The following is a 12,876-nucleotide window of genomic DNA, read 5'->3' on the forward strand; positions in this document are numbered from 1 at the left end:
CAAAGGACCCCACAAAATGGCCAAGCGTACATTTGAAATCTACCGCTACGACCCGGACAAGGACGCCGCACCGCGCATGCAGACGTACGAGATCGAGATCGACTCGCACGAGCGCATGCTGCTCGACGCGCTGGTGAAGCTCAAGGCACTGGACGAGACGCTGTCGTTCCGTCGCTCGTGCCGTGAAGGCGTGTGCGGCTCGGACGCGATGAACATCAACGGCAAGAACGGTCTTGCGTGTCTGACGAACCTGAACGAGCTGCCGCAGAAGATCGTGCTGCGTCCGCTGCCGGGGCTGCCCGTGGTGCGCGACCTGATCTGCGACTTCACGCAGTTCTTCAACCAGTACCACTCGATCAGGCCGTACCTGATCAACGACACGCCGCCGCCGGAGAAGGAGCGTCTGCAGTCGCCGGAAGAGCGCGACGAGCTCGACGGGCTGTACGAGTGCATTCTGTGCGCGAGCTGCTCGACGTCGTGCCCGAGCTTCTGGTGGAATCCGGACAAGTTCGTGGGCCCGGCGGGGCTGCTGCAGGCCTACCGTTTCATCGCGGACAGCCGTGACGAAGCGACGGGCGAGCGGCTGGACAATCTGGAAGATCCGTACCGTCTGTTCCGTTGCCATACGATCATGAACTGCGTCGACGTGTGCCCGAAGGGGCTCAATCCGACGAAGGCGATCGGCAAGATCAAGGAATTGATGGTGCGCCGGACGGTCTGATGGGCGATACACCGCATCAGTCCGACCCCCTTCGCCGCGCGCGCCTACGCTGGCGTGCGCGGCGCGGCCTGCTGGAAAACGATCTGATCTTCGAGCGTTTTTTCAGCCGATATGAGCATGACCTCAGTGATGCAGACGTGGGCGCGCTCACGCGCCTGCTCGAACTGAGCGATAACGACCTGATGGACTTGCTGCTCGCACGCAAGGAACCGGAAGGCGACCTCGCCGACGCAGATGTCAGGCGGGTGCTGGAGATGCTGCGCACTGCGTGAACCGCAGTTGCGCAGGCTGATTCCCGCAAATAGCAGCGCCTCTCATTTCCCGTCTCTCATCTCGCGCTCGGCCGAGCCTCGACATTCGGAGCCCGACGCGAGATGCCTCTACTGTGCTTCGACATCGTCTGTCGCTCGGCACACCGTCCAAGAAGCTAGACATCTAAGCATGCGGAATGCACTTTTGTTGACGAGAGTCGGCAAAAAGTACTGCTGGCCTAAAGCGCCCTCTGATATGGCCGTTAAGCCGGTTTAATCAACTCATCGCCGGCGCAGGCTGGCATCGATCAGCATGCGCAACGTTACGGTACGGGCCAGTCTCCTTGCATTGCTTGTGGTATTCGCGTCGATGATTCTGCTGGGCGGCGTGGTCGGCATCGGAGCGCTGAAGATCACCAATGGCAACGCGCAGAATTTGCGCGACATGGCGCGTCAGACCATTCTCGTCAACGATGCATACAAGGACACGGCGCGCACCCGTTCTGCGCTGATGCGCGCTTATACGGCGCTCAAGGAACGCAACGACACCGCGACGCGCGATTCCGCGTTGCAAAGCGCACAGCGCACGCTGGTTCTGTCGGCACGCGAGATGCAGGCGTTCGAGAAAGCGCCTGCGTTCGACGGTATCGACGCCACGCTCAAGCAGCAGGTGCTCGAATCAGCGGCGCAGCTTGCCAATGCCCTCAGCCGCGCGTGCGACGCGCTGCGAAGCGGCGACACGGCCGCGTATGCAACGCTCAACGACACCGACATCACACTATCGGGTCAGGTCTATTCGGCCAACGTCGAGAAATTTCAGAAGCTCGCGAACCAGCTTTCCGACGATTCGCTGGCAAACGGCAACCAGCGCTTTCAGTGGATCGTCGGCACGGTGATGCTCGGGATCGGGATCGCGGTCGGTCTGATCGTGCTCGCGTACCTCGCTTTGCAGCGCACGGTGACCGGGCCGCTCGCGCAGGCTGCGGACGTGCTGGACCGCATCGCGTCGAACGATCTGACGGTGCGCGTACCGCAAGCGAGCAAGAGCGAGATCGGCCAGTTGTTTGCCGCGATGCATCGCATGCAGTCGAGTCTCACGCGCACGGTGTCGGGTGTGCGCGAAAGCTGCGAAGCCATTAACACGGCAGCGCGCGAGATTGCGGCGGGCAACCTCGATCTGTCGAGCCGTACCGAAGAGCAATCGGCATCGCTCGAAGAAACGGCCGCGAGCATGGAGCAACTGACGTCGACCGTGCGCCAGAACGCCGAGAACGCGCGTCAGGCGAACAAGCTTGCCACCGATGCCGCCGATCTCGCGCAACAGGGCGGCGAGGTCGTGGAGCGCGCGGTGCAAACGATGGCCGAAATCAGCGCGAGTTCGAGCAAGATCGCGGACATCATCGGGATGATCGATAGCATCGCGTTTCAGACCAACATTCTCGCGTTGAACGCGGCCGTCGAGTCGGCTCGCGCGGGCGAGCAGGGACGCGGCTTCGCTGTCGTCGCGGGCGAAGTGCGCACGCTCGCGCAGCGCAGCGCAGGTGCTGCGCGCGAGATCACGGCGCTGATCGGCGCATCCATCGATCACGTCGAGAACGGCAACGGCCTCGTTACGAAAGCGGGCGCAACGATGACGGAAATCGTGCGCTCGGTGCGCAACGTTGCGGGCATCATGGGCGAAATCACTACGGCGACGTCGGAACAGAGCGACGGCATCGAGCAGGTCGGCCACGCGGTGAGCCAGATGGATCAGGTCACGCAACAGAACGCCGCGCTCGTCGAGCAGGCCGCGGCGGCTGCGAGCGCACTGGAAACGCAGGCGCAGACGATGCGCGAAGCTGTGTCGGCATTCAAGCTGACGAAGTCGTTCTAGGTGTTTTGGGAGATAGAAGGTCCGGACGGCTCTGGCGAACAGGCATCTTTGCAAATGCACATCGCCTCTACAGGCGAGTCCCACTCGACGTGCATGTTCTGCGCAGCATCGCCAGGCTCTCTCGAATCTGGCGTAACAGCCAATTGGTATTGGCGTATCGGCGTACGAGCGTTCCATTTGCAGTGTGACATCAAGCTAATCTTCAGTCAGTCGTTGGCGTGCCGTAAACAAGCTGTAACCAATTAAAAAGGCACGATTGCAATGAAACTGAGCCAACTGAAGGTGTCGACGCGCCTGCTCGTCGGATTCGGCCTGTTGACAGGTTTGCTGCTCGCGATAGCGCTCATCAGTTTCTATGGCTTGTCCGCACTGAACGACAAGCTCGATGAAATTGCGCGCGTCAACGGCACGCAAGCGCGTCTCGCCAATGAACTACGCGCGTCGATTCAGGATCGCGCGATCGCGATGCGCAACGTCGTGCTGTACACAAGTGCAGCCGACAGGCGCGCCGAAGCCGAGCGAATTGCAAAGCAGAACGAATTATATGCGACTGCCTATCAAGCGCTCGACCGTTCGTTCGCAGAAGAGGCAGGCGTGAATCCACGCGAGCGCGCGCTGATGACGGCGCTCAAGCAGGATGAAGCCGCTGCCGCCGCGCCGATGAACAAGGTGGTCGAACTCTGTCTGGCGAACGATACGATCGTCGCGACGCAACTGCTGCTTGAAAGCGCTCGGCCCACGCAGCGTGTGTGGCTCGCGCGCGCAACGGAGTTGGCGCAGTTCGAGGATCAGGCAAATCAGGTTGCGCAGCAGGACGCCGTTGCGACGTACTCGCGTATTCGCATGCTGATCGCGTTGATTGTCGCTGCATCGGTCGCCCTCGCGCTCATCACGGCCACACTGATTACGCGCAGCATCCTTCGGCAACTGGGCGGTGAGCCGGCCACAGCGCAGGAAGTTGCCGCGCAGATCGCGCAGGGCAATCTCGCCGTCAAGGTCGATCTTTCGAATAGCGATGCGGACAGCCTGATGGGGTCGCTCGACGCGATGCGTGGACGTCTCACGTCGACTGTCGCCGACATCAAGGCGGCGGCGGAGTCGATTGCCGTTGCGGCGCGCGAAATTGCGCAAGGCAATACGGATCTGTCGCAGCGCACGGAAGAGCAGGCGGCGTCGCTGGAAGAAACGGCTGCGAGCATGGAAGAGCTCACATCGACTGTCCGGCAGAACACCGAGAACGCGCGCCAGGGCAGCACGCTCGCGGGCAATGCGTCGCAGACTGCGAGCACGGGGGGAGACGTCGTGCGCAAGGTGGTTGCGACGATGGACGACATCTCGTCCAGTTCCTCGCGTGTGTCGGAGATCATCTCGGTGATTGAAGGCATTGCCTTCCAGACGAACATCCTCGCGCTCAACGCAGCCGTCGAAGCCGCGCGTGCGGGTGAAGAGGGACGCGGCTTCGCCGTCGTTGCGGGTGAAGTCCGCACGCTTGCGCAGCGCAGCGCAGCGGCCGCGAAGGAGATCAAGGAACTGATCGTGACGTCGGTGTCGCATGTGACGACGGGTTCGACGCTCGTGCACGATGCGGGCGCGACGATGGACGAAGTCGTTCGATCCGTCAAGCGCGTGACGGACATCATGAGCGAGATAGCTGCCGCATCGGCGGAGCAATCGACGGGTATCGAGCAGGTCAACACGGCCGTCGCGCAGATGGATCAGGTGACGCAGCAAAACGCCGCGCTCGTCGAGCAGGCGACGGCGGCGGCTCAGGCGATGGCCGATCAGGCCGATAGCCTCAAGGCGGCAGTGGCGATGTTCAGGCTTGATGGAGGCGAGCCAGTCGTGCTTGCGACGAAAGCGCGTACCGTGTCATCGAAGCAAAACGCAGCGCCTGCGAAGAAGGCCGTCTTGCAGCATGCGCCTCGCGACGACTCGCCAACCGCCGTTGACTGGCAGACGTCTTGAGCGCTTACCGGTTCTGAATCAGCAGACCCAGCGGCGCCAGCGGACCCACGGGAATGAACTGATACGTCGCAAAACCGCCCACGGCGAGCGGCAGCGCATGAACGGCTGCTTGCGCTTCGTCCACGGACTCGACGTTCATCAGAAAGATTACGCCTGGCGCATCCTGCCGATACCAGAACTGTTCGATCTTGCCGTCGAGATACAGCTTGAGCGTGGCGGGGACCTCGTTAGGCATGATGTGCTGGCGCTGCTCGGGCGTGAGCGGCCGGGCGATCGAAGCGATAGCGATGACTTTCATGAACCTCTCCTAATGGGTGGCGCGCGATGTTGCGCGACGCAGAGCAATGTAGTCCGAAGGCGAGAAAACCTGTATCGTCGTATATGACAACTTTGAGGTCATTTACGCCATGCGCATCGCCGTGCTCGCGCTCGATGGACTGTTCGATACAGGGCTCGCCGTCACGCTCGACTCGCTGGGCGCCGCGAACAAGCTCGCGGCCCGGCTACCGGGCGTCACACCGCGCTTTGACGTGACCGTGGTCGGCGTGCGCAAGCGCGTGCGCTCTGGACACGGCTTCGCGATCCCCGTGCAGGCGATCACGCCCGACCTGAAGCCGGATTGGGTGATCGTGCCCGCGCTCGGCGCGACGACCCCCGACCTGCTGATTCCCGCCCTCGCGCGCGCTGACGTGAAGCAGGCCACGGCGCAATTGCAGACGTGGCGCGCCGAAGGCGCGTTGATCGCAGCATCGTGCATCGGGACTTTCCTCGTTGCAGAAGCGGGTCTGCTCGATCATCGGGAGGCGACGTCGACGTGGTCCCTCGCACCGCTCTTCAGACAACGTTATCCGAAGGTCTCGCTCGACGAATCGCGCATGCTGATCGCGTCCGACATCGGTGTAACGGCGGGCGCGGCGATGGGCCATCTCGATCTGGCTCTTTGGCTCATCCGCAGGGCAAGTCCGGAACTGGCCACGCTGGTGTCGCGCTACTTGCTAGCCGATATCCGTTCGCTGCAGGCGCCGTACATCATTCCCAATCATCTGGCGCAAGCGGACCCGCTAATGCAGCGTTTCGAGCGGTGGGCGCGCGATCACCTGAAAGAAGGCTTCTCGCTGCAGCAAGCGGCCAACGCACTGGCGACCAGCGCACGCACGCTGCAGCGCCGCTGCCAGGAAGTGCTCGGGAAATCGCCGCTCGCATACTTTCAGGACCTGCGCGTCGAGCGTGCGCAATCGCTGCTGCATGGCAGCGGGCTCGATCTCGAAGCGATTGCGGCCGAAGTGGGGTATGTCGACGGCGCGACGCTGCGAGCGCTGCTGCGTCAACGACTGGGGCGGGGCGTGAGGGAACTGCGCGCAGATTTGCGCTAGTCAAAAGATCCTGGCGATGCGCGATGAAAGAGGAAGCATTGCGCACTTCCCCCTTCGTCGCCTGCTGTTTAGTCGTAGAGCACGGCAGAGATCTTCGGATCGTTCATGTTCGACTTGTCGTACCAGTAAAAGCCGGTATCGACTTTCTTCGACAGCTTCTCGCCTTTCAGCGCCTTCACGGCGGAATCGACGACGCATTTGCCGATGCCGACCGGATTTTGCGTGATTGCGCCCGCCATCAGGCCGGACATGATGTCTTCTTTTTGTTCCTTGCCGGAGTCATAGCCGATCAGCACGAGCTTCTTGCCCGATTCCTTGATGCCGATTGCCGCGCCTTCCGCGGACCCTTCGTTGGCGCCGAAAATGCCCTTGATTTTCGGATTGGCCTGAATCATCGCCTTGGCGATTTCCGCTGACTTCAAGTGGTCGCCGCCGCCATATTGCACGGAAACGATCTTGACGTTCGGATGCTTCGACTTCATTTCGTTCACGAAGCCGTCGCGCCGGTCGATCCCCGTGCGGCTCGTCTGGTCGTGCACGATGACGCCGACTTCGCCGGAATCGCCGATCATCCCCGCCATCTTGTCGGCGGCCAGTGCGGCAGCCGCAAGGTTGTCGGTCGCGCACGTAGTTAGCGGAATATCACTGTCGACGCCCGAGTCGAACGCGATGACGGGAATCTTGCTGGACTGCGCGCGCTTGAGCAGCGGAATGGCCGCCTTGCTGTCGAGCGCGGCGATGCCGAGTGCCTGTGGCTTCTTGGCGAGCGCGGCCGACAGCATGTCGATCTGCTTGTCGACCATTGCCTCCGTTTCAGGCCCTTCGAACGTGATGCGGACGTTGTGCTCCTTTGCGGATTGCTCCGCGCCCGATTTGACGGCTTGCCAGAACTGATGCTGGAAGCCTTTCGAAATGAGCGGAATGTAGGGCTCTTCCGCGTACGTCAGACTGCTTGCGCCAGCGAGCGCCCCGACACCGATCGCGATACCGATTAGTCTTCTTTTAAACATGAGGTTTCTCCTCCTTAGGGTGGGCTATCGACCTCCAGCCGTTGAGAGAGCCTTGCCTTACCTGCTTGACTCTCCTTTCTTTGATGTTCTACGCCCGCGATGACACTCAACGCTTCTTGCGCCGCAAGATGTCGGCGTACACGGCAAGAATGATGATGAGACCTGTCACCACGATCTGCCATTCCTGTGCGACCGACATGATGCGCAGCCCGTTGGTCAGCACGCTCATGATGAACGCGCCGATGATCGTGCCGAGTATCGTGCCCGAGCCGCCGCTGAGCGACGTGCCGCCGATCACGACAGCGGCTATCGCTTCGAGCTCATAGCCCTGGCCGAGCGCCGGCTGCGCCGAATTCAGACGCGACGCAATCAGCAAACCGGCAACGCCGCAAATCGCGCCGCCCAGGCCGTAAATCGCGATTTTCCAGCGGTCGACATTCACGCCCGATAGCCGCACGGCTTCTTCATTGCTGCCGAGCGCGAACGTGTAGCGTCCAAGGGCCGTCCGATTGAGCGTGATCGAACTGGCGATGGCGAGCACGAACAGAATCAACACTGCGTTCGGCACGGGCACGCTCGGCAGGAAGTACGCGATCAGCGAGTCCTGGGAGATCATGTAGAAGTTCTCGGTATCCGTGAAGTAGATGGGCTTGTCGACGGACACGACGAGCGAAAGCCCTTTGAGCAGCAGCATCATGCCCAGCGTCGCAATGAACGGCGGGATCTTCATTTTCGCCGTCAACGTACCCGATATCGTGCCGCACAGCGCGCCTGTTGCGATCGCGGCGACCACGCCGATCCACATCGGCAGATGCCAGTAGGTGAGAAAAACACCGCAAATTACGGCGGTAAACGTCATCAACGTACCGACTGAAAGATCGATGCCGCCTGTGATGATGACGAAAGTACTCGCAATCGCGAGCACGCCATTGACGGCTGTCGCCTGCAATATGCCGAGGATGTTGTCCATCTGCATGAACGCGGGCGATGCAAAGCTGAAGAAGACCAGCAGCAGAATCAGGCTCGTAAACGCAAGCAGCTTTTGCAAAGCCGTCGGCGAAAAGAGCCGGGCTCTGAAGCCCGACGTACGTCGTTCGTTGGAGAGCGCCGCAGTATCCGATTGCAGTGTCATTGCTCTGACCTCGAGTGGCTTATGCCGCTTTCAGGGATTCACGCTGTGTTGCGAGGTGCATGATGCGCTCCTGCGTCGCGTCGCCGGCGGAGAGTTCGCCAGTGATACGGCCTTCGCACATCACCACGATACGGTCGCTCATGCGCAGGATTTCCGGTAACTCCGACGAAATCATCACGATCGCCTTGCCCTGCGCAGCGAGCGCGCGCAACAGCTTGTAGATTTCGCTTTTCGCGCTGACATCGATGCCGCGCGTCGGCTCGTCGAAGAACAGTACGTCGCAATCGCGCTCCAGCCACTTTGCGATGACGATCTTCTGCTGGTTGCCGCCTGACAGGAGCCGCACTGGCTGCGTCGGTGAAGGCGTGCGGATTGCGAGAAGATTAATGAAATGCGAAGCGCGCTTGCGTATCTGCATGCGGCGAAGAAAGATATTCAACGACAGGAACTTGCCGAGGTCGGACATCACGATGTTCGATTCGACATCCATGCCCGTCGCCAGGCCGAAGCGTTTGCGGTCTTCGGACAAATAGCCGATGCTGTTCGCGACCGCGTCGCTGGGCCGCTTGATCTGCGCCTTGGCACCCTTTACGAAGATCTCGCCGGACTCGATGGGATCCGCACCGAACACGGCGCGTGCGACTTCCGTGCGGCCCGCGCCCATCAGACCCGCGAAGCCCAAGATTTCGCCTTTGCGCAGCGTGAAGCTCACATTTCTAACGAGCGGTCCGGCGTTCAGGTTCTTCACTTCCAGCGCGACTTCGCCTGCCGTGTGAGCATTCTGATGAGGCTCGACGTCGGCGAGTTTTCGTCCGACCATCATGCCGATGATCGCGGGCACGCTGCTTTCCGGTGTCCCGACAGTGGCGACATATTCGCCGTCGCGCAGCACGGTGACGCGGTCTGAAATCTGCTTGAGTTCATCCATCTTGTGCGAGATGTAGATGATGCCGACCCCGCGTTCCTTCAGTTGCCGGATGATGCGAAAAAGCTCGGCGATCTCCGCGTCATTCAGCGCGGAGGTCGGCTCATCCATGATCAGTACGCGCGAGTCGAACGACAGTGCCTTGGCGATCTCAACCATTTGCTGGCTGGCGACCGTGAGCGAGCCGACAACCGTGCGCGGATCGAGATTCACATGCATGCGCGCGAGGATGTCGCGCGCCTGAGCATTGAGTTTGTCCTCGTCCAGAAACAGACCGAGACGCCCGCGCGGTTCGCGACCGATGAACATATTCTGCGCGACGGTCAGATGATTCATCAATTGAAGTTCCTGATGAATGATGCCGATACCCAGCGCCTGCGCTTCGCGCGGGGTGGTGAACTCCACGGGCTTGCCGTCGTAGAGAATCTCGCCTGAATCGCGCATATAGACGCCCGCAAGGATCTTCATCAGCGTCGACTTGCCTGCGCCGTTTTCGCCCATCAGCGCGTGTACTTCGCCCGCCATGAGTTCGAACTGCACCTCGTGCAGTGCCCTCACGCCGGGAAAGCTCTTGCTGAGGCGGTTGACGGAAATAAGCGGTGTCATGGCATAGCGGTCGTGCAGGGAATCGCCAGAGACATTGCCCCAGCCCCTTATGGTGCAAAAATATCCGGCCGTTCTTTGGCGGACCGGTGCAGTTCGGCGACTACCTCGTCGAGATGATCGTGCATGGCTTTTGCGGCGGTATCGGCGTTCCCGGCGCGTATCGCCGCGAAGATGCGCTCGTGTTCGTCTAACGTATGCACGAGCCGTTCGGGACTCGCCAGCAATTGCCTTGCGCGGTCGAGCGCATTGCGCGACACCGCAACGATTTCTTTCACACGCGGCAAATTCACCGCATCGAGCATGATTTCATGAAAAGCCAGATCGAGTACATGGAACGCGAGACGGTTGCCGTCTTCGAATACGCTGCGCTGGTCTTTGAGATTGGCCGCGAGTGAGTCGATGGTCGCGTTGTCACGCATCAGCGCGACTGCGCGGACGGTTTCGACTTCTAGCGCGCTGCGTATGAACAGATGCTGACGTATGTCGTGAAGTGCGATGGGTTTAACCCGCGTGCCGCGTTGCGGGAGAACTTCGACGAGGCCGGCATGTTCGAGTCTCGCCAATGCGGCAGAAACCGGAAAGCGCGAAACGCCCATGCGCTCGCATACGGCCAGCTTGTCGATCATCATTCCGGGTTCCAGCACCAATGTCACGATCGCTTCTCTCAGCGCCTGTTCCACCGCGTCGGTCAGGCTGCCGCGTTCGCCGTCCTTGACCTTTTGCAGTGCGACATACGGATTGCTCGCGGCATTCGCTACATCTGACGAAGAGCTCACGGCGCGCCCGATTTCCAGAAGACATGCTAGCATGCTAGGAAGCGGATTGAGCGTTGTCAACGCGTGCTAACGCCTGGTACTTAGCCCAATAGCCGTCACCTGGGCATACCCGTATCGAGCACACCAAGCGGTTTGTCTTCGCAAAGCAGGTCAATGTCGATCGCCATCCCTGGAGGTGTACAGATGACCACGATCACGAGGCTGTCCGTTCGCGACATTCGTTTTCCCACCTCTCGTTCTCTCGATGGCTCCGACGCAATGAATGCCGCGCCGGACTATTCCGCCACTTACGTCACGCTCGAAACCGATTCGCCGCGAGAGCTCGTTGGTCACGGCCTGACTTTTACGATCGGGCGCGGCAATGAAATCTGTGTGGCGGCAGTGAACGCGCTGGCGCCACTCATCGTCGGCAAGAAGCTCGAAGATATCGCGGCAGATATGGGCGCATTCTGGCGCTCCTTCACATCAGACAGCCAGTTGCGCTGGATCGGTCCCGACAAGGGCGCGATTCATCTCGCCACTGCTGCCGTCGTGAATGCCGTGTGGGACCTGTGGGCGAAATCCGCCGGCAAGGCTGTATGGAAGCTGCTCGTCGATATGAGTCCGGAAGAACTCGTGCGCTGTCTCGACTTTCGCTACGTGACAGATGCAATCACGCCTTACGAAGCGTTAGCGATGCTGCACCGCCATGCAAGAACCAAAGGCGAGCGCGAAAAGGAAATGCTGGCGAAGGGCTATCCGGCTTATACGACATCTGCCGGCTGGCTCGGTTACGACGACGACAAGATTCGCCGGCTTGCACGAGAAGGCGTCGCGCAGGGGTGGACGCATTTCAAGCAGAAGGTCGGCGGCAATCTGGAAGAAGACGTGCGGCGCGCGCGCATCTTGCGTGAAGAAATCGGCGAGAACCTCAAGCTGATGATGGACGCCAACCAGGTGTGGGACGTCGACGAAGCCGTCGCGAACATGCGGCGACTGGCGGAATTCGATCCGTGGTGGATAGAAGAGCCCACCAGTCCCGACGATATTCTCGGTCATGCAGCCATACGCGAGCGGCTCGGATCGATCGGTGTCGCGACAGGCGAGCACTGCCATAACCGCGTGATGTTCAAGCAGCTGTTGCAGGCACAGGCGATCGATTTTTGTCAGGTCGACAGCTGTCGCCTTGGTGGTTTGAACGAGGTGATCGTCGTGCTGCTGATGGCCGCAAAATTCGGTGTGCCGGTGTGTCCGCATGCGGGCGGCGTCGGATTGTGCGAGTACGTCCAGCACATTTCGCTGTTCGACTATATCTGTGTGTCGGCGTCGCTGGAAAATCGCGTGCTCGAATATGTCGACCATCTGCACGAGCATTTCGTCGATCCTGTCGTCATTCGTCATGGCCGTTATATGCCGCCGCAAAAGCCGGGCTATAGCATCGAGATGAAGGCGGATTCGCTGAACATGCACGTCTACCCTGAAGGCGAGGCATGGCAGCCTTGAAGCCGGCAACGTAACGGACTCGACTCATGAATACATCAGACGTTAAAGCATTGGTGTTCGATGTTTTCGGCACCCTGGTTGACTGGCGAAGCGGCGTCGCGCGTGAAGCCGCCGCTTTCCTGCAAAGACATGGACGCACCGCGCAGGAAGCCGACGTATTTGCGGATGCATGGCGTGCGCGTTATCAACCGGCGATGGAAAAAGTGCGCAGCGGCGAGCGCCCTTTCATGAAGCTCGACGTGCTGCATCGGGAGAACCTCGACCAAATCGCGAGCGAATGGGGACTCGATCATACAAAGGTGCCCGCCGCGGAACTCGACGCGCTCAACCAGGCGTGGCATAGGCTGGACCCGTGGCCAGATACCGTCGAAGGACTCACGCGGCTCAAGTCGCGCTACATCATCGCACCGCTGTCGAATGGCAACGTCAGGCTGATGATCGATATGGCGAAACATGGCGGCTTGCCGTGGGACGCCATCCTCGGCGCTGAAGTTGCGCAAGCATACAAGCCGGCACACGAAGCGTATTTGCGCACAGTCGATGTGCTGATGCTGTTGCCGGGTCAGGTCTGCATGGTCGCCGCGCACAACAGCGATCTTGCAGCGGCGCAGAAGTGTGGATTGAGAACGGCCTTTATCCCGCGTCCGCATGAACACGGCGCGATGCAAGCAACGGATTTGAAACCGGAGGGAAACTGGGATTGGGTCGCGCAAGATCTCATAGATCTCGCGAAACAGCTTGGCGTATGACCTTGGAAAGGCA

The 12,876-nt window shown here is 60.6% G+C and carries 12 protein-coding genes; 7 read left to right on the forward strand and 5 right to left on the reverse strand.

Annotated features, from left to right (window positions below):
• Positions 1-16: 16 nt before the first annotated feature.
• From BPHY_RS27985 to BPHY_RS28000, 4 genes are all read left to right on the forward strand, one after another.
• Positions 17-721: a succinate dehydrogenase iron-sulfur subunit gene (locus BPHY_RS27985; RefSeq protein WP_012403652.1), complete on the forward strand. Its 705-nt coding sequence runs from the start codon at positions 17-19 to the stop codon at positions 719-721.
• Positions 721-993: an FAD assembly factor SdhE gene (locus BPHY_RS27990; protein WP_012404825.1), complete on the forward strand. Its 273-nt coding sequence runs from the start codon at positions 721-723 to the stop codon at positions 991-993. The genes BPHY_RS27985 and BPHY_RS27990 overlap by 1 nt, the downstream gene beginning before the upstream one ends.
• 292 nt (positions 994-1,285) lie before the next feature.
• Positions 1,286-2,845, forward strand: coding sequence for a methyl-accepting chemotaxis protein (locus BPHY_RS27995; protein WP_012404826.1), 1,560 nt, complete (start codon positions 1,286-1,288; stop codon positions 2,843-2,845).
• Positions 2,846-3,106: 261 nt separating this feature from the next.
• On the forward strand, positions 3,107-4,810 hold the full coding sequence (locus BPHY_RS28000; RefSeq protein ID WP_012404827.1) for a methyl-accepting chemotaxis protein: 1,704 nt from the start codon (positions 3,107-3,109) through the stop codon (positions 4,808-4,810).
• Between the two features lie 4 nt (positions 4,811-4,814).
• Here BPHY_RS28000 and BPHY_RS28005 read toward each other — a convergent pair whose 3' ends face one another.
• On the reverse strand, positions 4,815-5,108 hold the full coding sequence (locus BPHY_RS28005) for a hypothetical protein (RefSeq protein ID WP_012404828.1): 294 nt from the start codon (positions 5,106-5,108) through the stop codon (positions 4,815-4,817).
• A gap of 109 nt (positions 5,109-5,217) precedes the next feature.
• Between BPHY_RS28005 and BPHY_RS28010 the strand changes: the two genes are divergently transcribed.
• Positions 5,218-6,183: a GlxA family transcriptional regulator gene (locus tag BPHY_RS28010; RefSeq protein ID WP_012404829.1), complete on the forward strand. Its 966-nt coding sequence runs from the start codon at positions 5,218-5,220 to the stop codon at positions 6,181-6,183.
• Positions 6,184-6,251: 68 nt separating this feature from the next.
• Here the strand turns inward: BPHY_RS28010 and BPHY_RS28015 are convergent, their stop codons facing one another.
• The 4 genes from BPHY_RS28015 to BPHY_RS28030 form a co-directional block, all read right to left on the reverse strand.
• Positions 6,252-7,193, reverse strand: coding sequence for an ABC transporter substrate-binding protein (locus BPHY_RS28015; protein ID WP_012404830.1), 942 nt, complete (start codon positions 7,191-7,193; stop codon positions 6,252-6,254).
• Positions 7,194-7,299: 106 nt separating this feature from the next.
• Positions 7,300-8,325, reverse strand: coding sequence for an ABC transporter permease (locus tag BPHY_RS28020; protein ID WP_012404831.1), 1,026 nt, complete (start codon positions 8,323-8,325; stop codon positions 7,300-7,302).
• Between the two features lie 19 nt (positions 8,326-8,344).
• The gene (locus tag BPHY_RS28025) at positions 8,345-9,856 is read right to left on the reverse strand and encodes a sugar ABC transporter ATP-binding protein (RefSeq protein WP_012404832.1); all 1,512 of its coding nucleotides are present in this window, start codon (positions 9,854-9,856) and stop codon (positions 8,345-8,347) included.
• Positions 9,857-9,903: 47 nt separating this feature from the next.
• Positions 9,904-10,665: a GntR family transcriptional regulator gene (locus BPHY_RS28030; protein ID WP_012404833.1), complete on the reverse strand. Its 762-nt coding sequence runs from the start codon at positions 10,663-10,665 to the stop codon at positions 9,904-9,906.
• A gap of 150 nt (positions 10,666-10,815) precedes the next feature.
• On the opposite strand from BPHY_RS28030, the gene BPHY_RS28035 reads away from it, so the two are divergent.
• Both BPHY_RS28035 and BPHY_RS28040 read left to right on the forward strand, forming a co-directional pair.
• Positions 10,816-12,114 (forward strand): L-fuconate dehydratase, encoded by a 1,299-nt coding sequence (locus tag BPHY_RS28035; protein WP_012404834.1) that lies wholly within the window; start codon positions 10,816-10,818, stop codon positions 12,112-12,114.
• A 26-nt stretch (positions 12,115-12,140) separates the two neighbouring features.
• On the forward strand, positions 12,141-12,863 hold the full coding sequence (locus BPHY_RS28040) for a haloacid dehalogenase type II (RefSeq protein WP_012404835.1): 723 nt from the start codon (positions 12,141-12,143) through the stop codon (positions 12,861-12,863).
• Positions 12,864-12,876: the final 13 nt, after the last annotated feature.

Source organism: Paraburkholderia phymatum STM815 (assembly GCF_000020045.1).
Lineage (GTDB): Bacteria > Pseudomonadota > Gammaproteobacteria > Burkholderiales > Burkholderiaceae > Paraburkholderia > Paraburkholderia phymatum.